General features: G+C 50.8%; 21 protein-coding genes and 1 other annotated feature. Of the genes, 9 read left to right on the top strand and 12 right to left on the bottom strand.

Annotated features, from left to right (window positions below):
- Positions 1-97: 97 nt before the first annotated feature.
- Positions 98-2,266, bottom strand: a complete 2,169-nt coding sequence (pqqU, locus tag ACMV5I_RS16215; protein ID WP_414824820.1) for a TonB-dependent receptor PqqU — start codon at positions 2,264-2,266, stop codon at positions 98-100.
- Between the two features lie 323 nt (positions 2,267-2,589).
- Positions 2,590-3,414, bottom strand: coding sequence for an SDR family oxidoreductase (locus tag ACMV5I_RS16210; protein WP_071680793.1), 825 nt, complete (start codon positions 3,412-3,414; stop codon positions 2,590-2,592).
- A 283-nt stretch (positions 3,415-3,697) separates the two neighbouring features.
- On the opposite strand from ACMV5I_RS16210, the gene hisL reads away from it, so the two are divergent.
- From hisL to hisIE, 9 genes are all read left to right on the top strand, one after another.
- Positions 3,698-3,745: a his operon leader peptide gene (gene hisL / locus ACMV5I_RS16205; protein ID WP_100396937.1), complete on the top strand. Its 48-nt coding sequence runs from the start codon at positions 3,698-3,700 to the stop codon at positions 3,743-3,745.
- Positions 3,721-3,856: a sequence feature (His leader region), on the top strand. (Overlaps the previous gene by 25 nt.)
- Before the next feature lie 70 nt (positions 3,857-3,926).
- Positions 3,927-4,826: an ATP phosphoribosyltransferase gene (hisG, locus tag ACMV5I_RS16200; RefSeq protein WP_021179966.1), complete on the top strand. Its 900-nt coding sequence runs from the start codon at positions 3,927-3,929 to the stop codon at positions 4,824-4,826.
- 4 nt (positions 4,827-4,830) lie between these two features.
- Positions 4,831-6,138 (top strand): histidinol dehydrogenase, encoded by a 1,308-nt coding sequence (gene hisD / locus ACMV5I_RS16195; protein ID WP_141131794.1) that lies wholly within the window; start codon positions 4,831-4,833, stop codon positions 6,136-6,138.
- Positions 6,135-7,199 carry a histidinol-phosphate transaminase gene (gene hisC / locus ACMV5I_RS16190; RefSeq protein WP_414824819.1) on the top strand — a complete coding sequence of 355 codons (1,065 nt, stop codon included), beginning with the start codon at positions 6,135-6,137 and terminating at the stop codon, positions 7,197-7,199. The genes hisD and hisC overlap by 4 nt, the downstream gene beginning before the upstream one ends.
- Before the next feature lie 8 nt (positions 7,200-7,207).
- A complete protein-coding gene (hisB, locus tag ACMV5I_RS16185) occupies positions 7,208-8,275 on the top strand; it encodes a bifunctional histidinol-phosphatase/imidazoleglycerol-phosphate dehydratase HisB (RefSeq protein ID WP_021179969.1) in 1,068 nt (355 codons plus the stop codon).
- Positions 8,275-8,865: an imidazole glycerol phosphate synthase subunit HisH gene (gene hisH / locus ACMV5I_RS16180; RefSeq protein WP_021179970.1), complete on the top strand. Its 591-nt coding sequence runs from the start codon at positions 8,275-8,277 to the stop codon at positions 8,863-8,865. The genes hisB and hisH overlap by 1 nt, the downstream gene beginning before the upstream one ends.
- A gap of 5 nt (positions 8,866-8,870) precedes the next feature.
- A complete protein-coding gene (gene hisA, locus ACMV5I_RS16175; protein WP_021179971.1) occupies positions 8,871-9,608 on the top strand; it encodes a 1-(5-phosphoribosyl)-5-[(5-phosphoribosylamino)methylideneamino]imidazole-4-carboxamide isomerase in 738 nt (245 codons plus the stop codon).
- Positions 9,590-10,366 carry an imidazole glycerol phosphate synthase subunit HisF gene (hisF, locus tag ACMV5I_RS16170; protein ID WP_021179972.1) on the top strand — a complete coding sequence of 259 codons (777 nt, stop codon included), beginning with the start codon at positions 9,590-9,592 and terminating at the stop codon, positions 10,364-10,366. Before hisA ends, hisF begins: the two co-directional genes overlap by 19 nt.
- Positions 10,360-10,977, top strand: coding sequence for a bifunctional phosphoribosyl-AMP cyclohydrolase/phosphoribosyl-ATP diphosphatase HisIE (gene hisIE, locus ACMV5I_RS16165; RefSeq protein ID WP_021805010.1), 618 nt, complete (start codon positions 10,360-10,362; stop codon positions 10,975-10,977). The genes hisF and hisIE overlap by 7 nt, the downstream gene beginning before the upstream one ends.
- Before the next feature lie 74 nt (positions 10,978-11,051).
- Here the strand turns inward: hisIE and gndA are convergent, their stop codons facing one another.
- From gndA to cpsG, 10 genes are all read right to left on the bottom strand, one after another.
- Positions 11,052-12,458, bottom strand: coding sequence for an NADP-dependent phosphogluconate dehydrogenase (gndA, locus tag ACMV5I_RS16160; RefSeq protein WP_065685396.1), 1,407 nt, complete (start codon positions 12,456-12,458; stop codon positions 11,052-11,054).
- Between the two features lie 153 nt (positions 12,459-12,611).
- Positions 12,612-13,733 carry a glycosyltransferase family 4 protein gene (locus ACMV5I_RS16155; RefSeq protein WP_414824818.1) on the bottom strand — a complete coding sequence of 374 codons (1,122 nt, stop codon included), beginning with the start codon at positions 13,731-13,733 and terminating at the stop codon, positions 12,612-12,614.
- Between the two features lie 8 nt (positions 13,734-13,741).
- Positions 13,742-14,875 carry a glycosyltransferase family 4 protein gene (locus ACMV5I_RS16150; RefSeq protein ID WP_414824817.1) on the bottom strand — a complete coding sequence of 378 codons (1,134 nt, stop codon included), beginning with the start codon at positions 14,873-14,875 and terminating at the stop codon, positions 13,742-13,744.
- A gap of 2 nt (positions 14,876-14,877) precedes the next feature.
- A complete protein-coding gene (locus ACMV5I_RS16145; RefSeq protein ID WP_414824816.1) occupies positions 14,878-15,771 on the bottom strand; it encodes a GDP-mannose 4,6-dehydratase in 894 nt (297 codons plus the stop codon).
- On the bottom strand, positions 15,771-16,838 hold the full coding sequence (gene gmd, locus ACMV5I_RS16140; RefSeq protein WP_414824815.1) for a GDP-mannose 4,6-dehydratase: 1,068 nt from the start codon (positions 16,836-16,838) through the stop codon (positions 15,771-15,773). The genes ACMV5I_RS16145 and gmd overlap by 1 nt, the downstream gene beginning before the upstream one ends.
- 2 nt (positions 16,839-16,840) lie before the next feature.
- A complete protein-coding gene (locus ACMV5I_RS16135) occupies positions 16,841-19,951 on the bottom strand; it encodes a glycosyltransferase (RefSeq protein WP_414824814.1) in 3,111 nt (1,036 codons plus the stop codon).
- Positions 19,948-21,348: an FkbM family methyltransferase gene (locus tag ACMV5I_RS16130; RefSeq protein WP_414824813.1), complete on the bottom strand. Its 1,401-nt coding sequence runs from the start codon at positions 21,346-21,348 to the stop codon at positions 19,948-19,950. The genes ACMV5I_RS16135 and ACMV5I_RS16130 overlap by 4 nt, the downstream gene beginning before the upstream one ends.
- A complete protein-coding gene (locus tag ACMV5I_RS16125) occupies positions 21,345-22,568 on the bottom strand; it encodes an ABC transporter ATP-binding protein (protein ID WP_414824812.1) in 1,224 nt (407 codons plus the stop codon). Before ACMV5I_RS16125 ends, ACMV5I_RS16130 begins: the two co-directional genes overlap by 4 nt.
- Positions 22,568-23,362, bottom strand: a complete 795-nt coding sequence (locus ACMV5I_RS16120; RefSeq protein ID WP_223501207.1) for an ABC transporter permease — start codon at positions 23,360-23,362, stop codon at positions 22,568-22,570. The genes ACMV5I_RS16125 and ACMV5I_RS16120 overlap by 1 nt, the downstream gene beginning before the upstream one ends.
- The gene (gene cpsG, locus ACMV5I_RS16115; protein WP_414824811.1) at positions 23,355-24,734 is read right to left on the bottom strand and encodes a phosphomannomutase CpsG; all 1,380 of its coding nucleotides are present in this window, start codon (positions 24,732-24,734) and stop codon (positions 23,355-23,357) included. Before cpsG ends, ACMV5I_RS16120 begins: the two co-directional genes overlap by 8 nt.
- Positions 24,735-24,747: the final 13 nt, after the last annotated feature.

Here is a 24,747-nt window from a genome sequence, read left to right as displayed (position 1 = left end):
GCAACGCGCAAATTTTGGCGCACTCACTGGTGTAATAAATAACCATCCCAAGATAACAACTCAACGGGGGTTAGGTTCCCCGCTGTACTACTGCTTACTACTCAAATGAATAAGCAACACTCATGCCCCCACCCCAGTTTCTGCCTGGAGCAGGTTCGAAATAGCGGCCATTGCCTTCGTTGACAATCACCGAGCCGACGTACTGGCGATCAAACAGATTGTCCACCCGGCCAAAAACGGTAAATTGCCAGTTCCCTACCGGGTAGCGATATCCGGTATTCAGCGCCGCCACGGTGTAGGACGGTGCCTGCTGTGAATTCTGATCGTTGGTCTGGATATCGCTCATGTAGCGCACTTCAGCACCGGCGAACCAACCTTGCGGCGGCGACCAGGCCAGCGAGGCGTACCCCATATTGCGGGCAATCCCCGGCAGGCGGTTGCCCTTTGGCACCTGCTTTGTGGCAGAACAGGTGCTATCGCCACAGACATCATCGCGGTAAGTGGCATCCAGCAGCGTCCAGGCCATTTGCAGACGCCAGTCGTAGCTGAACTGCTGCTCCAGCGCTAACTCCACCCCACGGCGACGGGTTTGCCCCGCGTTCTTGTAGCTGGTGCGCCCGTTGCTGCTCTCATCGACAACAATTTCGTTTTTGGTATCCGTCTGGAACAACGCCGCGCTGAACAGGCCGTTGCCGATACGGGTCTTGCTTCCCAGTTCAACGGTATCGCTAGTCGCCGGTTTTAGACCAAGATTGAGCCCCGCCACGCCACCTGGGCGATAAGAGAGTTCATTGATGGTTGGGGTTTCAAAGCCACGCCCGGCGGAAGCGTACACATTCCAGCCCTTGGTCAACGCATAGTTGAGCGAGCCTACTGGCAACCACTGGTGATAGCGGGCATCACCACTGTCATCACCATTACTGCCGGTAATATAGTGATCGTTGGAATCGAAATTGACGGTGCTGAAGCGCACTCCGGCATCCAGCGTCAAACGTTGGGTCAGGTTCCAGGAAGTTTGCAGATAGGGATCCACATTCCACATCAGGTTGCGTTCATCCCGCCGTAGATTACCCTTGGTCCCTAATTCGTTAACGCCATTGACTACCGTGAAATTCTCATAGCCTTTGCGCTGCTCGGTCATGGTTTCGTAGTCGAGCCCACCCGTCACGCTGAACGGCAACGTGGCGATTTCACCACGATGAGTCCAGCGAGTATCGATGCCCTGATAATGACGCGCCAGAGAGATCACTCCGCCGGGATGTTGTTCACTACGCTGCTGTACGGCTACTGGAATTGACTGAAACTGCGTGGTTTCCCGCTCACCGGCGTAAGTCATGATGCTCAGATCGTCATTGGCGCTCATCTGGCGTTCATAGCGCAACCCGGCCTGGGTTTGCGAAATGGTTTTACGCGTGTTGTATTGATCTGCTCTTGGAGCCTGGCGCGGATTGTCGTGCCATTCGGCTTCGGTTAAACCACCGGGATCGTCGGCATTAATATCCACCGAGTTAAACAACAGCGTCAGCGTGCTGACATCGTCAATGCGCACACCCAAACGCGCGTTACCCAGGTTCTTGCGTGCCCCACTGTGGTCGCGGAACCCTTCAGTGGTAAAACGGGTCGCGGAAACGGCGTAGTTCACGTCTCCGGCGTGCGTGCCATCGCCGGTTGCACCGCTGGCTTTCATGCCGTAGCGCCAGGTGCCGTCACTGCCGCTATACATACCCGCTTCAATCTTGTCCGGCTGTTGGCCGGTTTCGGTCTCTACATTGATGACGCCACCAGAAGCGTTGCCATACAGAGCAGAAAACGGCCCGCGCAAGACCTCAATCTTATCCACTGAATTAAGATCGATATTCGACGTTTGCCCTTGACCATCCGGCATGGTGGCAGGAATACCATCCACATAAATGCGCACGCCGCGTACGCCGTACATTGAGCGCGAGCCAAACCCACGGATTGACAGTTGCAAATCTTGCGCATAATTCTGGCGATTTTGAATTTGCAGCCCCGGCACGCTGCCCAGCCCTTCGGAGAGATTAATCTGCGGCCTGGCCTGACGAAGTTCATCGCCATTAAGCACGCTAACCGCTGCCGGAGTACTCAATTCTGAAAGACCGCTGCGCTTGGCCGTGACCACCATGGAAGATTGGTCCACAGCCCGATCGCTGGCCTGTACGTTTACCGCCACACACAGAGCACAAGGTAACAGCGCAGAAATGGCGATAGGTGAGATCGCTGTATTTTTTTTATTAAGAAAATTCATGTAAAAACTGCCATTAGACGCTTGAGAGGATAGGTACCTTTTAGAAAAAACCGAGCGTATGTTAATACTTATCGCAACAATTTGAAAATAGCGGAGAGAAACTCAAACTTCCGTTAACTCGAATTTCACACAAATGATAAATATAGATGATGTATATCAGGAGAGGTAATAGGAAGGATTTAGATTATTACTTTCAATATCAATGCGTAAAATTAATTTCCCTGTAATTTAGTCGAGTTTAATAATCAAACTGACAGATTAAAAAGAAGCAAGGTTTTTTTAGGGGGGTACTGCCCCGCAAGCAGCGGGACAGTTTGATTTGGTTAACTGATCGGCATGCGATTCGGGTCTGGGTATTGATATTCAAACCCCAGCTCATTACAGATACGGCTACCGTCCACCAGCCGCCCCTCTTGTTCATCTTCTTGCGCAAACTGCGGAGGTTGCAGATGCAGTTGCTCGGCCAGCGCAGGGTAGAAATCACGTTTGAGCGGATGGCCTGGCGCACAAAGATTATAGGTGTGTCCGCCCTTCGGCAGCTTCAGCAGCAGTTGAATGGCCGCAATCACGTCATCTTGATGCACCAGATTGACCCCGTGCGAGCCGCCCTTGACGTCAACCTTACCGGCCAGGAAACGCCCTGGATGACGATCCCCACCCACCAGCCCTGCCAAGCGCAAAACGTCCACCGACGTGTTGGGCAATTGATGCAGCCACAGCTCCAACTCCTCCAGCACTCGGCCAGCCGACGTCACCGGCTTGAGCGGCGAATCTTCCCGAACGGTGCCGGTGGTTTCACCGTAAACCGACGTGGAGCTGGTAAAGATAATATGCGGCACGCCAAACGCTATCGCGCTGTCTACCAGCATACGTACGGCATCAAAGTAGCTTGCGCTCCCCTCGACGGTGCGGCTGGCTGGCAGAGTGATCACCAACGCATCCGTGTACAACAGCTGTTCCAGATCGTGAGCTTCGCAAATCAGCTCCGGCGTCAGTTCCAGCCGATAACATTCGATACCACTCATCCGCGCGGCTTCTACCCCATCCGGCGTCGTTTTACTGCCAACCACTTCATACCCGTGGCCCATTAACGATAAAGCCAGCGGCATCCCTAACCAACCCAGACCCACAATGGCGACTTTTTTCATCAGTATGCCCCTAAGAATCGACTAACAAGCCCAACTTCACCGTTGCGGAAGGCCAACGGCCACACCGCAGGCGATAGTCGGATACTCCCCTAGGCTACGCCACCGCGCTGGTGGTTACAATCGGTTAACCTTAAGGTTGGGTAAAGCCGCGTGCGGCTAATAACTCAGGCGCTTTCAATAAATTAAATTCATAACCACAAAAAAGGGTTGCAAGTTATACAACGGATAGTTTAGCTTAATTAGCACCTCAGCACTGGCTGACCCAATTTTAAAGAGAAATGACATGACTCGCGTTCAGTTCAACCACCATCATCACCATCATCCTGACTAGTCTTTCAGGCGATGTGTGCTGGAAGACGATTCTCGAATCTTCCAGTGGCGCGTAGAACGAACTAAACGCAAGAAAGAGCCCTCGGAAGATATCTTCCGAGGGTTTTTTTTTGGCTCCGGACAGACAGAAAATATAATTTTAATAACAAATTCATAAAATTACAGATTAAACAGAGGTTACCATGTTGGACAAAACACGTTTACGTATCGCCATGCAGAAATCAGGCCGTCTGAGTGAAGAGTCTCAGGAATTGCTGGCCCGCTGCGGCATCAAGATCAACCTGCAGCAACAACGCCTGATTGCCTTCGCCGAGAATATGCCGATCGATATCCTGCGCGTACGTGATGACGATATCCCAGGCCTGGTGATGGATGGCGTGGTGGATCTGGGCATCATCGGTGAGAACGTGCTGGAAGAAGAACTGCTCAACCGCCGTGCTCAGGGCGAAGACCCGCGTTACTTCACGCTGCGTCGCCTGGATTTTGGGGGGTGCCGCCTGTCGCTGGCCACCTCGCTGGATAGCGAATACTCCGGCCCGCAAAGCCTGCAAGACTCCCGCATCGCAACCTCTTACCCGCACCTGCTCAAGCAATACCTCGATAAACAAGGCGTTCGTTTTAAATCTTGCCTGCTGAACGGCTCGGTGGAAGTGGCTCCGCGCGCAGGCTTGGCAGACGCTATCTGTGACCTGGTGTCTACCGGCGCCACCCTGGAAGCCAACGGCCTGCGTGAAGTGGAAGTGATTTACCGCTCGAAAGCCTGCCTGATCCAGCGTGATGGCGAAATGCCGGAAGCCAAACAACAGCTGATCGACCGCCTGATGACCCGCATCCAAGGCGTGATCCAGGCGCGCGAATCCAAATACATCATGCTGCACGCGCCAAGCGAACGCCTGGACGAAATCGTCGCGCTGCTGCCGGGAGCAGAACGCCCGACCATTCTGCCGCTGGCAGGCTCTCAGAACCGCGTAGCGATGCACATGGTCAGCAGTGAGACCCTGTTCTGGGAAACCATGGAAAAGCTCAAAGCCCTGGGTGCCAGCTCCATTCTGGTGCTGCCAATTGAGAAGATGATGGAGTAACGCCATGCCAAACTTCAATACCGTCGTCAATTGGGGCAGCTGCAGCGCGGAACAGCGCGAGGAGTTGCTGATGCGCCCGGCCATTTCGGCTTCGGACAGCATCACCCGCACGGTGCGCGAGATCCTCGATAACGTGAAGGCCAACGGTGACAGCGCGCTACGTGAGTACAGCGCCAAGTTTGATAAAACCGAAGTCGCGGCATTACGCGTAACGGCAGAGCAGATTGATCAAGCCTGCGCCCGTCTGGGTGACGAGATCAAACAGGCGATGGCGGTAGCCGTCGCCAACGTGGAAACCTTCCACAATGCACAACAGCTGCCAGCGGTAGACGTTGAAACCCTGCCCGGCGTGCGTTGCCAGCAGGTGACCCGCCCAATCGATTCGGTGGGTCTGTATATCCCTGGCGGTTCCGCACCGCTGTTCTCCACGGTATTGATGTTGGCTACCCCGGCACGCATTGCCGGTTGCCGACGCGTGGTGCTGTGTTCTCCACCGCCGATCGCCGATGAGATCCTGTATGCCGCCAAACTCTGTGGCGTGCAGGAAGTATTCCAGGTCGGTGGCGCGCAGGCGATTGCCGCCATGGCGTTTGGCACGGATTCAGTGCCACGGGTAGCGAAAATCTTCGGGCCGGGCAACGCCTTTGTCACCGAAGCCAAACGTCAGATCAGCCAACGCTTGGACGGTGCGGCCATCGATATGCCCGCAGGCCCTTCCGAGGTGTTGGTGATTGCAGACAGCGGCGCGACCCCGGCGTTTGTCGCTTCCGATCTGCTGTCTCAGGCCGAACATGGCCCAGACTCACAAGTCATTCTGTTAACCCCAGATGCCGCGATGGCCGAAGCAGTCGCCGTAGCGGTTGAGCAACAGCTGGCACAACTGCCACGGGCAGAAACCGCTCGCCAAGCTCTGGCCAGCAGCCGCCTGATTGTGGCGAAGGATTTGGCCGAGTGTGTCGCCATCAGCAACCAGTACGGCCCTGAGCACCTGATTATTCAGACCCGCAGCGCACGCGATCTGGTAGACAGCATCACCAGCGCCGGTTCGGTGTTCCTCGGTGACTGGTCGCCGGAATCTGCCGGGGATTATGCTTCCGGCACCAACCACGTGCTGCCAACCTATGGCTATACCGCCACCTGCTCTAGCCTGGGACTGGCGGATTTCCAAAAGCGCATGACGGTACAGGAACTGACGCCACAAGGCTTTATGACCCTGGCCCCGACCATTGAAATCCTGGCTGCCGCCGAACAGTTGGTCGCCCACAAAAACGCCGTGACCCTACGCGTCGCCGCACTGAAGGAGCAAGCATGAGCATCGAAGAATTAGCACGCAAAAACGTGCGCGAGCTGACCCCGTATCAGTCGGCCCGCCGCCTTGGTGGCAAGGGTGACGTCTGGCTGAATGCCAACGAATACCCGGTTGCGCCAGAGTTTCAACTGACCGCCCAGACCTTTAACCGCTATCCGGAATGCCAACCCGCGCTGGTGATTGAGCGCTACGCCGCCTACGCCGGGGTGAATAAAGACCAGGTGTTGGTCAGCCGTGGCGCCGATGAAGGTATCGAACTGCTGATCCGTGCCTTTTGCGAGCCAGGTAAAGATGCCATCCTTTTCTGCCCACCGACTTACGGCATGTACGCCGTCAGCGCCGAGACTTTTAACGTAGAGCGCCGCACGGTCGAAGCCAAAGAAGACTGGCAGCTCGATCTGCCTGCCATTGCCGCCAGCCTGGATAACGTCAAGCTGATCTACGCCTGCAGCCCGAATAACCCGACCGGCAATCTGCTCGATCCCGACGATCTGCGCAACCTGCTGGAACTGGCCAAAGGCAAAGCTATCGTCGCCATCGATGAAGCTTATATTGAATTCTGCCCGCAGGCGTCGGTTGCTAGCTGGCTGAGCGATTACCCACACCTGGTAGTATTACGCACGCTGTCCAAAGCCTTTGCTCTGGCTGGCCTGCGCTGCGGCTTTACCCTGGCCAATGAGGACGTGATCGCCCTGCTGCTGAAAGTGATTGCCCCGTATCCGCTCTCAACCCCGGTGGCCGATATCGCCGCCCAGGCGCTGAGCACCGAGGGGATCCGCGTTATGCGCCAGCGCGTCACCGAGATTGCCGCCAACCGCAGCTGGCTACAGCAGGCGTTACAAGACTGTGCCTGTGTGGAGCAGGTCTTCACCAGTGACAGCAATTACCTGCTGGTTCGCTTTACCGCCTCAAGTCATGTCTTTAAAACCTTATGGGATCAGGGCATTATCTTGCGAGACCAAAATAAACAGCCTGGCCTGTCCGGTTGCCTGCGGATCACCATCGGCACCCGTAACGAATGCCAGCGCGTCGTTGACGCACTCAATACTCTGCCCGGCGCATAGGAGCCAACGTGAGCCAAAAATATCTCTTTATTGACCGTGACGGCACGCTGATTGCTGAACCCCCTGAAGATTTCCAGGTCGACCGCCTGGATAAACTGGCGCTGGAGCCGGAGGTGATCCCTGCCCTGCTGGCCTTGCAGCAAGCTGGTTTCACCCTGGTGATGATCACCAATCAGGACGGCCTCGGCACCGCCAGCTTCCCGCAGGAAACCTTCGATCCACCGCACAACCTGATGATGCAGATCCTCAGCTCACAGGGCGTCAAATTCGACGATATCCTGATCTGCCCGCACAAGCCGGAAGACCATTGCGAATGTCGTAAACCGAAGGTCGCCATGGTCAAAGGCTATCTGGAGCCGGGCGTGATCGACGTGGCCAACAGCTATGTGATTGGCGATCGTCAAACCGATATCCAACTGGCAGCCAACATGGGTATTCAGGGGCTGCTGTATCAGCGCCAGGCGCTGGGCTGGCAGGCCATCACCCAACAACTGACCAAACGCGATCGCTATGCGCACGTTAACCGCGTGACCAAAGAGACGCAGATTGACGTTAAGGTCTGGCTGGATCGCGAAGGCGGCAGCAAGATCAAGACCGGCGTCGGCTTCTTCGACCACATGCTGGATCAGATCGCCACCCACGGCGGCTTCCGGATGGATATTCAGGTGAACGGCGATCTGTACATCGACGATCACCACACGGTAGAAGACACCGGATTGGCGCTGGGCGAAGCTCTGAGTAAAGCCCTGGGTGACAAACGCGGCATCGCACGCTTCGGCTTCGTGTTGCCGATGGATGAATGCCTGGCCCGTTGCGCACTGGATATCTCCGGCCGCCCGCACCTGGAATATAAAGCCGAGTTCAACTACCAGCGCGTAGGCGATCTCAGCACCGAGATGATCGAGCACTTCTTCCGCTCGCTGTCTTACACCATGGGCTGCACCCTGCACCTGCGAACCAAAGGCAAAAACGACCATCACCGCGTCGAAAGCCTGTTCAAGGTGTTTGGCCGCACGCTGCGCCAGGCGATCCGCGTTGAGGGCAATACGCTGCCTAGCTCGAAAGGAGTGCTGTAATGAACGTGGTGATCCTGGATACCGGCTGCGCCAACCTCGCCTCGGTCAACTATGCGGTGCAGCGCCTGGGCTATCAGCCACAGGTGAGCCGCGATCCGGAGATCGTGCTGCGCGCCGACAAACTTTTCCTGCCTGGTGTAGGTACTGCACAGGCGGCGATGGACCAGTTGGAACAGCGCGACCTGATCGATCTGATCAAAGCCTGTACCCAGCCGGTGCTGGGGATCTGCCTGGGCATGCAGTTGCTGGCAGCCAGCAGTGAAGAAAATGGGGGTATCAAAACGCTAGGGATTATCGATACTCCGGTAACACAGATGACCGATTTTGGCCTGCCTTTACCCCATATGGGCTGGAACCAGGTTACGGCGCAGGCCGGCGATCATCTGTTCCGCGGCATCGAGGATGGTGCTTACTTTTACTTCGTTCACAGTTATGCGATGCCGATATGCTCAAGCACCATCGCTCAGGCGAACTACGGCGAGCCCTTCACCGCCGCCGTACAAAAAGACAACTTCTTTGGCGTGCAGTTTCATCCAGAGCGATCTGGCAACGCCGGGGCGCAACTGTTGAAGAACTTTCTGGAGATGTAGGCAGCATGATTATTCCCGCTTTGGATTTGATCGACGGTAACGTAGTGCGCCTGCATCAGGGCGATTACGGCCAACAGCGCGACTACGGCAACGATCCGCTGCTGCGTCTGCAAGACTATCAGCAGCAAGGGGCGCAAGTTTTACACCTGGTTGATTTGACCGGTGCCAAAGATCCGGCGGCTCGCCAGATCCCACTGCTGCGTAAACTGCTGGCCGGAGTAAGCGTGCCAGTACAGGTTGGCGGCGGTATCCGTAACGAACAAGACGTTGCGGCACTGCTGGAAGCCGGAGCCACGCGTGTGGTCATCGGCTCCACTGCAGTCAAGCAGCCAGAGATGGTGCAGGGTTGGTTTGAACGCTACGGTGCCGATGCCATGGTGCTGGCGCTGGACGTACGCATCGACGCCGCAGGCCGCAAAAACGTGGCTATCAGCGGTTGGCAAGAAGACTCGGAGGCCACGCTGGAACAGGTGGTTGAACAATACCTGCCGTTTGGCCTGAAACATGTGCTGTGCACCGATATCTCACGCGACGGTACGCTGAAAGGCTCTAACGTGGGGCTGTATCAGGAAGTGTGCCAGCGCTATCCGCAGATCGCCTTCCAGGCTTCTGGCGGCATCGGCAACCTGGACGATATCGCCCAGCTGCGTGGCAGTGGTGTGGAAGGGGTGATCGTCGGGCGCGCCCTGTTGGATGGTAAATTCAGCGTTGAGGAGGCTATCGCATGCTGGCAAAACGGATAATCCCTTGTCTGGACGTCAAGGACGGGCAAGTGGTCAAGGGCGTACAGTTCCGTAACCACGAAATCATTGGCGACATCGTGCCGCTGGCCCAGCGCTACGCGCAGGAAGGCGCCGACGAACTGGTCTTTTACGATATCACCGCCTCCAGCGATGGCCGCGTAGTAGACAAAAGCTGGGTATCACGCGTGGCGGAAGTGATCGATATTCCGTTCTGCGTGGCCGGGGGCATCAAGAGTGCCGAAGACGCCAGCCAGATCCTCTCCTTTGGGGCGGACAAAATCTCCATCAACTCCCCTGCGCTGGCCGACCCAACGCTGATCAGCCGCCTGGCAGATCGCTTCGGTGTGCAGTGCATCGTGGTCGGGATCGACACCTGGTATGAAGCCGCAACCGGCAAATACCACGTCAACCAATATACCGGGGATGAAAGCCGCACCCGAGTCACCGAGTGGCAAACCCTCGATTGGGTGCAGGAAGTGCAAAAGCGTGGCGCAGGGGAGATTGTGCTCAACATGATGAACCAGGATGGCGTACGCAACGGTTACGATCTGGAACAGCTGAAGCGGGTACGTGAAGTGTGCAAGGTGCCGCTGATCGCCTCCGGCGGTGCCGGTACCATGGAACACTTCCTGGAAGCCTTCCGCGATGCCGACGTTGACGGCGCGCTGGCGGCTTCGGTATTCCATAAGCAAATCATCAATATCGGCGAACTGAAACGGTTCCTGGCAGAGAAAGGCGTGGAGATACGCGTGTGTTAACAGAACAACAGAAAGCTAAGCTGGATTGGGCAAAAACCGACAACCTGATGCCGGCAATCGTACAACATGCCGTTTCCGGCGAAGTGCTGATGCTGGGCTATATGGATCAGGCAGCACTGGACGTGACCGAGCAAACCGGCAAGGTGACGTTCTTCTCACGTACCAAGCAGCGCCTGTGGACCAAAGGCGAAAGCTCAGGCAACTTCCTTAACGTGGTCAGCATTACGCCAGACTGCGATAACGATACCTTGCTGATCCTGGCCAACCCGATCGGCCCAACCTGCCATTTGGGCAACGACAGTTGCTTCCATCCGGCAAGTAGCGACTGGGGCTTCCTGTACCAGCTTGAGCAATTGCTGGCTTCGCGTAAAACCGCCAGCCCGGATAGCTCGTACACTGCCAAGCTGTATGCCAGCGGTACCAAGCGTATTGCACAGAAGGTAGGTGAGGAAGGCGTAGAAACCGCCCTGGCCGCCACGGTGAACGATCGCGAGGAACTGACCAACGAAGCTTCCGACCTGATTTACCACCTGCTGGTGCTGTTGCAGGATCAGGAGCTGGATTTGAGCAAGGTGATTGGTCGCCTGCGCGAACGGCACGAGAAGAAATAATCCTGTTTTGCAGGAAATAAAAAAGCCGCCGGGCGTTAACCTCGGCGGCTTTTTTTATCGTTCAACGTGCGGGATTATTCCATCCATTCGGTATGGAATACGCCTTCTTTGTCGGTACGCTTATAAGTGTGAGCACCGAAGTAGTCACGCTGCGCCTGGATCAGGTTGGCAGGCAGTACAGCAGAACGGTAGCTATCGTAGTACGCGATGGCCGCAGAGAAGGTTGGCGTTGGGATGCCGTTCTGCACCGCATAGGAAACTACGTCACGCAGCGCCTGCTGATACTCATCGGCGATTTGCTTGAAGTAAGGTGCCAGCAGCAGGTTGGCGATATCTGCATTTTCAGCGTAGGCATCGGTGATCTTCTGCAGGAACTGAGCGCGGATGATGCAGCCGGCACGGAAGATCTTGGCAATTTCGCCATAGTTCAGATCCCAGTTGTTTTCCTTGGAAGCCGCTTTCAGCTGAGAGAAGCCCTGCGCATAGGAAACGATTTTACCCAGGTACAGAGCGCGACGAACTTTCTCTACAAACTCGGCTTTCTCGCCGCTGAAGGCAGCAACTTTCGGGCCGGTCAGGACTTTAGAAGCCGCTACGCGCTGGTCTTTCAGAGAAGACAGGTAACGCGCAAACACCGACTCGGTGATCAATGACAGTGGCTCGCCCAGATCCAGAGAGCTCTGGCTGGTCCATTTGCCGGTGCCTTTGTTAGCCGCTTCATCGAGGATCACATCAACCAGGTATTTACCCTCTTCGTCTTTCTTGGTGAAGATGTCTTTGGTGATGTCGATCAGGTAGCTGTTCAGTTCGCCCTTGTTCCACTCGGCGAAGGTTTCAGCCAGCTGCTCGTTGTTCAGATTCAGCGCCTGCTTCAGCAAGGAGTAGGCTTCTGCGATCAGCTGCATGTCGCCATATTCGATACCGTTGTGCACCATCTTCACGTAGTGGCCAGCACCGTCGGCACCGATATAGGCCACGCATGGCTCACCTTCGGCCACAGCGGCGATTTTCTTCAGGATGGGTGCCACCAGCTCGTAAGCTTCTTTCTGGCCACCAGGCATGATTGAAGGCCCTTTCAGCGCCCCTTCTTCGCCACCGGAAACGCCGGTGCCAATAAAGTTGAAGCCCTGAGCAGACAGCTCGCGGTTACGACGGATGGTGTCCTGATAGTAGGTGTTACCACCGTCGATCAGGATATCGCCTTTATCCAGGTGCGGAGTCAGCGAGGCAATGGTCTTGTCCGTAGCTTCGCCCGCTTTTACCATCAGCAAAATGCGGCGCGGTGTTTCCAGCGATGCAACAAACTCTTCGACGGTGTAGTGCGGCACCAGGTTTTTGCCCGGGTTCTCTGCGATAACTTCGTCAGTTTTGTCGCCTGAACGGTTAAAGATAGAAACGGTATAGCCACGGCTTTCGATGTTCAAAGCCAGATTGCGGCCCATCACCGCCATGCCGACAACGCCGATTTGCTGTTTGGACATTAGGAACTCCTGTCTGAGGATGACACCTGTATCACGGCTCTTGGCCAACAGGTTTTTGATGTGGCCAACATGTTAACTCAGGATTGTGTTCGCTGGGTAGTGATTGGTGCGATAGGTCACATAATTGCATATCACGGATAGACAATGCGGTTTTTACAGGCGCTTCTCGATCAACTGCTGGTATAGCTCAATGTAGCTTTCCGCCATACGTGCAGACGTGAACAGTTCTTGGAAACGTTTGGCAGCATTCTCTCCATAACGGGCTGCCAACTGCGGATCGTTCCACAGTTGCACCATCGCTTGGCGCAATGCATCAGCATCTGACGGAGGTACGACGATGCCTGTTTCCTTATCCAGATTGATGTAGGTAGTACCTGTGCCGATCTCACTGGAGATGAGCGGCTTACCAAACATCGCCCCTTCGAGCAAAGTGATACCAAACGCCTCTGAGCGCAAATGGGACGGGAAAACCACGCTGTAGCACAGTTGCAATAAGGCGGCTTTATCTTCATCCGGCAACGCGCCAAGGAAGTGAATATTCTTTAAACCTAAATCTGCGGCCTGCTGTTTCAACTCTTGCTCGATCGGACCAGCTCCAACGATCACCAACGGGAAGTCGGTGCCTTTTACCGCTTCAAGCAGAATATGGAGCCCCTTGTAGTAGCGGAAAGCGCCAACAAACAGGAAGAAGCGATCGCCCACCTTTTGTCGCCAGTGGTCGAGGTGCTGTTCATCCGCCATGGGATAAGAGTGCTTATCCAAACCATAAGGGATCACTTTGACTTTTGGCAGGTATTTCTGCAAGGTCACGCTCGTTTCCACATAGTTTGGCGAAGCCGCGACAATACAATCAACCGAATCTAAAAATTTTTTCATCAACGGCGTATAAAATTTTAACGCCAATTTTTGCTTCACTATATCCGAGTGATAGCTAACAATCGTCGGTTTTTTGACACCCGCGATAAAATGCACCATATCCATAAATGGATATGGAAAATGATAATGAATAATATCTGCCTGTGCAGCCAGCTGTTTAAACTTTTTTACTGCACTGATAGAAAATGGTGTTGAGGCCACTTCAAAATTGGTTGCTGCGTAATAGGCCGAGTGCGAGCCGACGCGTTCATTATCTATATCACCACGCGTGCTTAGCGACAGCGTTGTCGATTCGATATCATGACACATGCCAGCTTCGCTTAACTGGTAGATAACCTGTTCAATGCCGCCAAAGGAATCAGGATAATATGTTTTATAAAAATGCAGAACTTTTAACATGAAAGCTATTAAACCTGCTGATATGCGTGAATAGTCTCTGCGGCACAACGCTGCCAAGAGAAGGTTTTTGCCCGACTTAACCCACCGGTGATGGCAGATTCACGCCAAGTCTCATCTTCAATGCTCTGATGAATTAACTGCGTCAAGGTTTCGACATCCAAAGCGGCGCAGGTCAACGCGCACTCTCCAACCACTTCGGGTAACGAAGAACTGTTGGAACACACCACCGGCACACCCGATGCCATGGCTTCCAGCACCGGCAACCCAAACCCTTCATATAACGATGGGAACAGGAAGCTCCTGGCGCCAGCGAATAGGTAAGGTAAATCTGATGACTTGGTGTAGCCCAGATAACATAACCACCCTTCGCGTTCAGCCTGTTCAAAACGCACGTGCAGAGCCTCACTACGCCAGCCTTTAAAACCGCTGATAGCTAATGGATAAACCTTTCTTAAGCTAAGTGGCAACCGTTCGTAGGCGGATAGCAAGGTTTCAATATTCTTGCGCGGCTCAATCGACCCGGTAAATAAACAATATCGCCCTGCCTGCAAGCCATACTGGGATACTACGGCAGTAATAGACTCGGGATCGCGCGGGTAAAATTCCCCACTGCTAGCCAGCCTTGCCGCATACACTTTATTAGCAGGCAAGTTAAAATAATCCATCACCTCTTGCTGTGTAAAATCTGAGTCAGTGATCAATATATCGGCACGTTTCATCGTCAGCAGTAGCTCTTTCTGCATGAAACGGACGCGCTCTTGAGGATGACATTGTGGCCATGTAAAGACAGAGAGATCGTGAAAGGTGGCTACGCTAGGCCCAACTTTGGGAGGTAAATAGAAATTTGGGCCGTGGTAGATGGCATCAGGGTGTTTCTTTAACGCTAACGTTTTTAACCAGGGAGCCGTCAAACGGTATAGCTCAGAGGCAACTCTACTTTTTTGCACCATATGACGCAAACCCTGGCTTGAAGAACTGCTTTCCCTGGCTTGCGGTATTTGCTTACTTAGCCTACGCCCCTGAAGAAATAAAAGCTCAGATATCTCTGAGCTTTTAGTTAAACAGTTAGCTAACTCATAAGCATATCGGCCAATCCCAGTTAACGGATATTTAATCGGGTCAGTACCAAATATGACTTTCATCGTCAGTTTTCCAGCATCCAGCGCAACGTTTCCTCCAACGGAGGAGTATCCCAATCACCGACAAGACTGCGCAGTCTTGTCGCATCGCCACACAGTATCTTGACTTCGTTAGGGCGGACAAAAGCCGGGTTTACGCGGATATCCAGGTGGTGCGATGTGATTTTCTCACACAAATCAACCGCATCACGTAAAGAATAAGTTCGCCCGGAGCAGACATTGATCGTTTCGCCGATAGGCTTGACCCGTAACAGTGCCACATAGGCCTTGCTCAAGGCGCGGACATCGGTAAAGTCACGCCAAACGTCGATATTACCGAGCTCGATAACGGCAGCCTTACTCTTGTAGTGTTTGACGATTTTCGGCAACAAGAAATTATCTGCCTGGCCAACACCGGTATAATTAAAGGGCCGCGTAATGAATATCGGCAGTTTATCCACCCACAATCTGGCCATAAACTCCATGGCTAGCTTACTCACCGCATAATCATTCGCTGGGTTGGCGGGGGTTTCCTCACCGAGTTTACCCTCAGTGCTGTTACCATAAACATTGGCACTGCTGGCAATTAACACGGCATCCAATGGATGGCCACTGTCTGAGAGTGTCTGGAGTAAATTCCGAGTGCCCTGCAGGTTTACGCTATAGAAAGCATTCGCGTCACCATGGCCCACAAACGCAATGGCAGCAAGATGAACAACGACATCTGGCTTAACCTGGCCGATAGCTTCCGCTAACGCGGCTTCGTCTTGCAAGTCTACCTGAAAATAGTCCGCCTGAGCCGAAGGTAATGAACCCAGCCCATAAACCCGATATCCGGCAGCGGATAATTCCGCTGCCACATAACGGCCGGTAAACCCATTGATGCCCGTAACCAAGGCACGTTTGCCGGCGCCGAACATCAGAAGGAAGACCCTTTCTGATTACGTACAAGATCCTGCTCCACCATCATCTGGCACAGCTGCTCCAGAGTGGTCTTAGGCTCCCAACCCAAAATTTCCTTGGCGCGAGCTGGATTACCGATCAACAGTTCCACTTCTGCCGGACGGAAGAATTTCGGGTTAACGCGAACCAGCGTTTTGCCGCTAGCGACGTCAATCCCTACTTCTTGCTCATCTTTACCTTCAAAGCGCAGGGTATAACCGGCGGCTTTAAATGCCATGGCAACGAAGTCACGAACGGTTTCTGTACGGTTGGTTGCCAGCACGAAGGTATCCGGCTGCTCAGCCTGCAGCATACGCCACATGCCTTCGACATATTCTTTAGCAAAGCCCCAGTCGCGTTTAGCATCCATGTTACCCAGTTCCAACACGTCCAGTTTGCCCAGTTTAATTTTGGCAACGGAGTCAGTAATTTTACGGGTAACAAACTCACGGCCACGCAGCGGCGACTCATGGTTAAACAGAATGCCGCTTGACGCAAAAATACCGTAACTTTCACGATAGTTGATGGTCATCCAGTGGGCATACAGTTTGGCAACACCATACGGGCTACGCGGGTAGAATGGCGTATCTTCCTTCTGTGGAACTGCCTGTACTAAACCGAACATTTCAGAGGTTGATGCCTGATAGAAACGGATTTTAGTGTTAACAATGCGGATCGCTTCCAGCAGATTAACCGGGCCAATACCGGTTATTTCCGCTGTGGTAATAGGCTGTTCGAAAGACACCCCCACAAAGCTCTGTGCCGCCAGGTTATAAACCTCCATTGCACCTGTTTGCTGCAACAAACGAATGCTGGCAGACAGATCGGTCAGATCATACTCAACCAGATGCAGATTCGGGTGCTTATCAATCCCCAGTTCTTCTATGCGCCAGAAGTTTACTGAGCTGGTACGGCGATAGGTTCCATAAACCACATACCCTTTTTCAAGGAGAAGCTCAGCAAGATATGCGCCGTCTTGGCCAGTGATACCTGTAATTACTGCGGTCTTTTGCACAGAAAAGTTCCTATTTTGATCAAAACACATGATTACGCATCCAACAATGCTGCCATCCACTGAGGCACAGGTTCATTTTCTCTATCAAAACCTAGCAGCAGATTTTCTTTAAAGCCTGAAGTAATAGCGTAATGTCTCTCTTGTAAAAAAAGCTCATGGTACTTATCCGGGTGTTTGCGGTAAAGCAGAACATCCTTCTGGAAGAAACGAGCTCGGATTACCGCTGACTCCCGCTCTTTTGAACGTAATTGAGCTGGATGAAATACATCAACATCCCTTGCATAAGGCACTGCACCTAACTGCTGCATTCTCCAGCCAAAGTCCGTATCCTCACGAAAATGTGGGTGGTCAAATTGCAAATCAAACCCTCCCAAATAATTGAATACGGAACTTCTTACCAGCAGATTTGCCGTCATGAAGCCAATATTTTCAAAACCAACATTGGTTACTGGACGCCAATTATCATCACCCAAATGATCTGAGGTGATCATGCCTTCGATTCCTACAACACCTTCTAACTCAAAATACTTCCGTGCATTGGCTAACCAATTGGGGCCAGGGCGACAGTCATCATCGGTGAAGGCAATGACCTTCCCTTGGGCCAACATGGCCCCTGTATTCCTCGCTCGTACCGCACCTTTGACTGGTGAGTGGTAATAGCATAGTGGGAAACCAAAATCACGTTCGCGCTCTGACCACGGTTTCTCACTTTGATCGATAATAATGACTTCAAAATCACGTTCTATCTGCTTTTGCAGATAACCGACTAATTCATGGAGCTGATCGGGTCTTTCATAGCTCGGGATCACCACAGAGAAATGCGGTTGTGGCTGGTTTGCTAACTGAGCCCTAGAGGAAAACATTTTGCCTACGACATCAGAGATGCGCTCCCAGGCGTAACTGTTTTCAACGCAAACACGTGCCGCAGCACCGATAGCCTTACTGGTTTCAGCATCAAAGAGAGAACGAATGGCCGTAGCGAACGCCTGATCTGTTGGTTCAACGACCAACATGGCATTGAGTCCACCAGTATCAATGCCACGTGCACCAATTTGGGTGGTTACTGTCGGCATTGCCATTGACATAAAGTCAAACATCTTGATATTGGTGCCGGAGCCAGAAAACATCGGGTTCACAGCCATATCTGCCGCAGATAGCCATAACGCCTTATCTTCTTCACTCAACATGCCAGTCACACGCACATTACCGTGACTCACTTTTTCAACTGCCGCTCCGACCCCACCGGCGATAACAAAGGTGACATCAGGAACAACTGCAGCAAGCGACCCCATAATAAAGTGGGCAGCCTCGACATTTGGACCGTAAGCACTGCCGATAAAAATGGCAATTTTATCATCACTGGTAAAACCAAGTGCTTTTTTGGCTTTGACTCTTTCAGCCTCACCGGGGACATCATTTTTAAACGCCATGACCCCATTGGGGACAACCCGCATTTTTTCTGGCGAGAATTCATAAACCCGGTTAAATCGCAACAAATCCTCTTGAGAGCATGCCAGTATCACATCAGCACGTAGCCCAAGTTGATATTCATCACTAATAACCTGTCGTATAGCGGCTAACTCAGCCTCATTACTCTCATCAAAGAGTTGTGCCCGTAGATAACCCTCAACATTTTGAGAGTCATAGACCACCACTTTTCCTTGCAACAAGTTGGGATCAATTAATGGATAGACCCACGGATGAGAGAATACGACTACATCTGCCCGTTTAATATTCTCAATGACTTCATTTAAATAATTCGGCGACAAATGCCCTTGTTGACTGAAAACGACATCAATTACCGTTTTGCCCCCCGCTTGGGTCGCCCATTGTTGCGCAGCCAGGTGGTGCTCATCACTCAGGGGGACATTAATTTCTTCCAGACCCGGGCTGAGTTGGTGCTTACGATACTTTTCGCCTGGCCAGTCATATGAACCAACATAGGTGGCCTTAATATCCGTTCCCAAATTATGGTAGAGACCGAGCAGACGCAAACGCCCTCCCCCAATAGGCGGATCAATAGGCTGCATATCCGTGATGAGTACGTTCGCAGCTTCTTGCTTCAGGGCTACATCAGGAGCCATTGCCGCAGAAATTAGCTGTTTACCAACGGTAGCCCAAGACATGCCTTGAATTACATCGTATCCCTGCTGCCCCATTGCGGCCGCTTGTGATGTGTTATTGAATAACCATTCAAATCCATCACGCAGGCTCTCAGCGGTGGGCTCACAAATTAGCCCGGTTTCTTTATGCTTGACGAAATAAGTCGGTTCACCAGAGTCAGAGCAAGTGATTACCGGCTTACCACTGGCGAATCCTTCCAGTGTGACATAGCCGTAATCTTCTTTCTTTGGCACAAAAGCAACGGCTAGCGAATCAGCATAGTAAGCTAACAACTCTTCATCGCTTAGCCTGCCAACGAACTCAATTCTGTTATCACCAGCAGCCAACGACTTAAGATCACTTTCCGCTTCACCAATCCCTGAAATAACCAGGCGCATAGGCAACTTCGAAGCTTTTACAGCCTTAATAGCCAAATCAACCCGCTTCCAAGGGTGAAGCCGCCCTGGAAGGAAAAAGTAGTTGCCGGTTTGTCCTTGTCTGAAACCATTGACACCTAACGGAGGGTGAATGACCTCTGAATGAATACCACGCCAACGATATAGACGATTAGAAACCTCGTGACCAATGGTAAATTTAGCTTTAGCCTTCGAAATCGCCTCAAAATCCCATTGATGCAAAATCGCTCGCTCAGCCATCCGAACAGGATCATTACCCGGGAATGACTCACTGAACATGTCGTCAAATACGCGAACCGTATGCACTAAATACATCACATGGTTAGGGTGATTGACAGCAAAGGTCGGCGTCTTGGTCGAAATAACGGCATCAAAACGCGTCAAATCAAGATCACGGCAATACTGATAGTTATTGCCTATCTGCTCAAAGGAAGATTCGTCTGCTATAACCGGAATAATTTCAGCGACACAGCCAATCTCGAGTAGACCGCCAAGTAGCCCTTGATAGAAGCGTTCAGCCCCTCCTACTTCACCTTTTGCCGATTCTGTCGCTAAAACCGCAACGCGCAACCCTTTAAAGTCTTTCAACTCAGTGTATTGATTATGATATTTCACTGATTTCACCCTTCGTCCTTATTGACTTCAAGTTCTTTTTTAATTCTTCGGTGCAATTCATCAATACTGAGAGAGTCAGAAGACTTAAACGATGAGAACGTATTACTTTGCGCCGCTAAAACATCCTTTGCAGAAAACGCAGTGTTTGGGGTACTTCCCAGCAAAATTCTGAGGTAAAGATTGCGTAGCGCGGTGTACAACCCTAATTTTTTAGAGGTACGAACTACCAGCATCCTTAACCTTGGGTTTTGATTGGCTATCCGGGATAACTTTCTCAACCCTCGTTTCAGCAGCCCTACGCTTGGTGTTTGAGAGGACGGAGCGTTTCTATTTTTCAGTCTTCCCAACAAACGAACCGGAGAACTTATGCGCCATGAAGTACTACAGTAAATTTGATCGAAGTGTTTACGGAGCTGTTCAATCTCTTGCTTTAGAGCATAAATGCGTTCATTAGCGCCATCATATGCCTGAGAGAGCGCGCTATAAGCAGTATGTACTCTCTCATTTTCTGCGGTTAATGATGATGTTTTATGAACCAGATCCTGATATTTTTCTGCGTGATTTAAACGGTTGGAAACTTCCCCTAACCCTACGGCCAAACCATCAAGCTTGTCATTTTTATCATTCAGCATCGTGAGGATTTTAGCCAAAGCGTCATTATATTCTTGTTTATAATTATCCAGCTTTTGGCTAAGTACTTCAGCGTTTTTCAATGCCGTATACTCATTGTACGTTTGGTAGTCATCAAAAACACTAGGTGGATATTTAAGTGACGCGACAAGATCTTGGTGCTCAAGCGCGACATAAAAGCGATTAAGTCCATCAGCATACGCAAAGAGATAGTTATTTCCAATAAGCAACTCTTCAACTTCAGAGTGCGTTTCAATTTGAGTATTTGGGAAAGTCGATTCCACCACCACGACCCATGGCCGAAACTTATCCCAATCATTCCCTTTTAAAACCGAAATTTCTAAACCTTCAACATCAACCTTCAAAAAGTGAATATTTTCAGGCTGATATTCCTCACAAACATCGGCTAAAGTTCTTACCGTAACCTGGTGCCATTGGCCATTATGCCCTTCTGCTTCATGCGCTTTCGCAACTTCTTTATCAAGAGTCGCCCAGCCACGAATATCGCACTCCCAAATTTCCAACTGACCAGAGCATTCATTTAACGCACAATTAAGGTTTATATCTTCAGGTCGATCGGCGACAAGCTCATTGAAATGACCAAGGATAGGTTCAACATTGATCCCACGCCAGCCTAGATTATAAAAGGAGCGAGTCACGGAATCGATAATAGGATCATTTGCTCCTACATCAATATAAAAACCATTCTTCACATTCTTCAGTGCTTTCCAAAGCACCACATCCTCTAAATTCTGCGCATAAGAAATAAAACTCATTTTTGATGAATCCCTATTTTTGGATCTAACCACGTTAGCCCGACAAAATTAGCCTTATCAATATTCACAACATTAAAAAGCAATGCCAAATCACGCCACTCATAGTTATTGACTAAATGAGTATCAGTACTTACCAACGCGGTTTGTACGGAGTAGCTGCCAGGGCCAAGGTTTGCGTCAAAGCTGAAGTCATAAACCAACGTAGTACCAGTCTTAACATTCTCAATAACGCTCTTTTTCAAATCAGTATTTGTGCCATACAACACTTGACCTAAACGATCTTTAATACCATATCCTAAAACCAATCGAGGGATATCTTTATTGACTTTCACTTCGATATGCAAAGTCACAGCTTGGCCGACGTTAACAAATTCAACCTTTCGATTATCACTGTCCAGTAACGATATCTCGGAAACTTCAGCCTCCCCAGTTCCAGAAATGGTTTGAACCTTACCTTCAGCGGTAATTTTTTGCTCAACTTTTTGATTCTGTTTGGCGGCCAACAATGCATTATAATAATCCATAACGGCTTCAGGTTCACCTTCCATCTCAATACGTCCCGCATTGAGAAGGATTGCTCGGTCACAGATACTTTGTATGGCTTGTTTATCATGAGAAACGATTAACAACGTTGTTCCTTGCCGACGAAATTCACGTATTCTTTCAAAACTTTTATGTTGAAAATAATCATCGCCAACGGAAAGCGCTTCATCAACAATCAGAACGTCCGGTCTGATGGCTGTCGCCACGCTAAATGCCAAACGCATCTGCATGCCGCTTGAATAAACTCTTACTGGGCTATCAAGATATTCACCAATTTCTGCAAATGCTTCAATCTCCGGCATCAGCCTGGAAATCTCATCCCCATGTAACCCCAGCAATTGACCCGCCATATAAACGTTTTGGCGACCGGTGAAATCCGGATGAAATCCCATGCCCAACTCTAATAATGCGGCAACGCGACCTGAAATATGGATATGCCCTTTGGTTGGCTGACTGGTACCGGTGATCATCTTGAGTAAAGTACTTTTACCCGCGCCATTTATACCAATAATACCTACGGCTTCACCAGGATTTACGGTGAAATTGATATCCTGCAGTACCCATTTCATCTGATGCTTTACGACATTACCAGGGCAGAACCACTCTATAAGACGCGCCCAGCGATTAGGATATTGTTTAAATGCCTTCCCAATATTACTTACACTGATAGTACTCATTAAAGTTCATCCACCATTTCTGCCGCACGCTTTTGGAATAGGCGCATCCCAAAAATGCAAAGCAACACACCAATGATTGCTGCGGGCAAAATCCCATACCAATCAGGCAACTCACCTTTAACCAAGACCGTTTGGCAAGCCATGACGACCCCCGCCAGCGGATTGTATTCAATAAAACCGCGGAAGTTTTCCGGTAAAATAGTTACCGAGTAAACGATCGGAGTAAGCCAGAACCAAAACTGCAAAAAGATGCCAAAAAACTGCCCAACATCACTAAAGAAGACGTTGAGGACACCAATCGTCAAACCGAGCCCAATAGCAAAAAGAATCAAAACGGCAATAACGGGTATTAGTGAGAGTATTACCCAACCAGGGAAATAACCGCTAATTATTAAAAAAACACAAAAGATGAAAGATACAATAAAAAAGTTTAGCAGCGAACTTCCAACGATGATTGTAGGAATGCATATCCGCGGAAAGTTAATCTTCTTAAGCAGATTGCCATTATCAACGAACATAACCTGTGATCGAGAAATTATTTCAGCAAATAAACCCCAGCTTAAAATCCCAGCACAGAGATAGATACTATAAGCAAATGTATGATCTACGCCAGGTAATTTGGCCCGCATTATTTGAGAGAAAATAACCGTGTAAATAACAATCATAGCCAAAGGATTCAGGACATTCCATACTGCCCCTAACAATGAATTTCTATATTTAGTTTGAAATTCACGTTTAATACTACCCAAGATAAAGCTACGGTATTGCCATAGTCCTTTTATCATATTAAACATTGCTAGTCCCTTTGATGATAGCTTCAATCTCTTTAACTTTCTTTGAAACTATATTTCTATCACTCTTGGCTTCAACATTAAGCCTTAGTAAGGCTTCGGTATTAGAGCAGCGAACGTTAAAACGCCAATTATGGAACTCAATTGAAAGACCATCAGTTTTGTCAACGACTGCATTATGCCCATAAATAATTTCTATTTCTTTTAGCAGGCTTTCAGCGCTGCTGACTTTATAATTGATCTCCCCGCTACACGGGTACTGGGCAATACGCTCCCCAACCAACTGGCTCAACGCCTTTCCTTTAGCCGAAAGCAAACTTGCTACCAACAACCATGGGATCATCCCACTATCACAGTAGGCAAAATCACGGAAGTAGTGATGAGCACTCATTTCCCCGCCATAAACGGCATCGTCTTTACGCATACGCTCTTTGATAAACGCATGACCGGTCTTAGACATTACCGCTGTACCACCAGCCTGGCTGACAATATCAATGGTATTCCAGGATAGACGAGGGTCATGAATAATTTTCGCGCCTGGGGTGGTTTGCAGGAATGCTTCCGCCAATAAACCAACGATATAGTAGCCTTCAATGAAGGTTGCGTTTTCATCAAATAGGAAACAGCGATCGAAATCGCCATCAAACGCGATCCCCATATCAGCCTGGTGCTCTAATACCGCTTTTGCGGTATCAGCACGACACTCTGGCAACAAGGGGTTGGGAATGCCATTTGGGAATTGGCCGTCCGGCTGGTTATGGACCTTAACAAAGGAAACGGGCACATTATCTTGCTTGAAACGCCGTTCAATCTCATCGATCACATGGCCGGCAGCACCATTCCCTGAGTTGATCACCAACTTCATTGGGCTTAGCGTCTTGGTATCAATGTACCCTAACAGATGATCTACATAATCATTCAGAATGGAAATCTGCTGATAGCTACCACGTTTGCTTTCATCAACCGGAGCGAAGTTATTCACTTCGGCCAATTCCTTAATCGCAAACAGGCCTGTGTCGCCACTGATCGGTTGTGCATTCTCACGCACCAGCTTCATACCGTTATAGTTCATAGGGTTATGGCTTGCTGTAACCTCGATTCCACCATCCATATTGAGATGGAATGTGGCAAAGTAAACTTCTTCTGTTCCACTTAACCCAATGTCATAAACATCGGCTCCGGCATCACGCAGGCCGTTAGCCAAAGCCAATTTTAATGCTTCACTAGTCAAACGCACATCGCCACCCACGATAATGCGCTTTGGCTTTAAATATTCGCCATAGGCTCGCCCGATGCGGTAAGCAATATCTTCGTTTAACTCTTCACCAAGTTGACCGCGAATATCATAAGCCTTAAAGCATGTTAAACTGTTCATTAAAACCTCAAAA

This window comes from Serratia sp. T13T92 (genome assembly GCF_047530105.1).
Classification (GTDB): domain Bacteria; phylum Pseudomonadota; class Gammaproteobacteria; order Enterobacterales; family Enterobacteriaceae; genus Chania; species Chania fonticola.
Note: the sequence above shows the minus strand (reverse complement) of the source record. Positions and strands in the feature narration are given on the sequence as shown.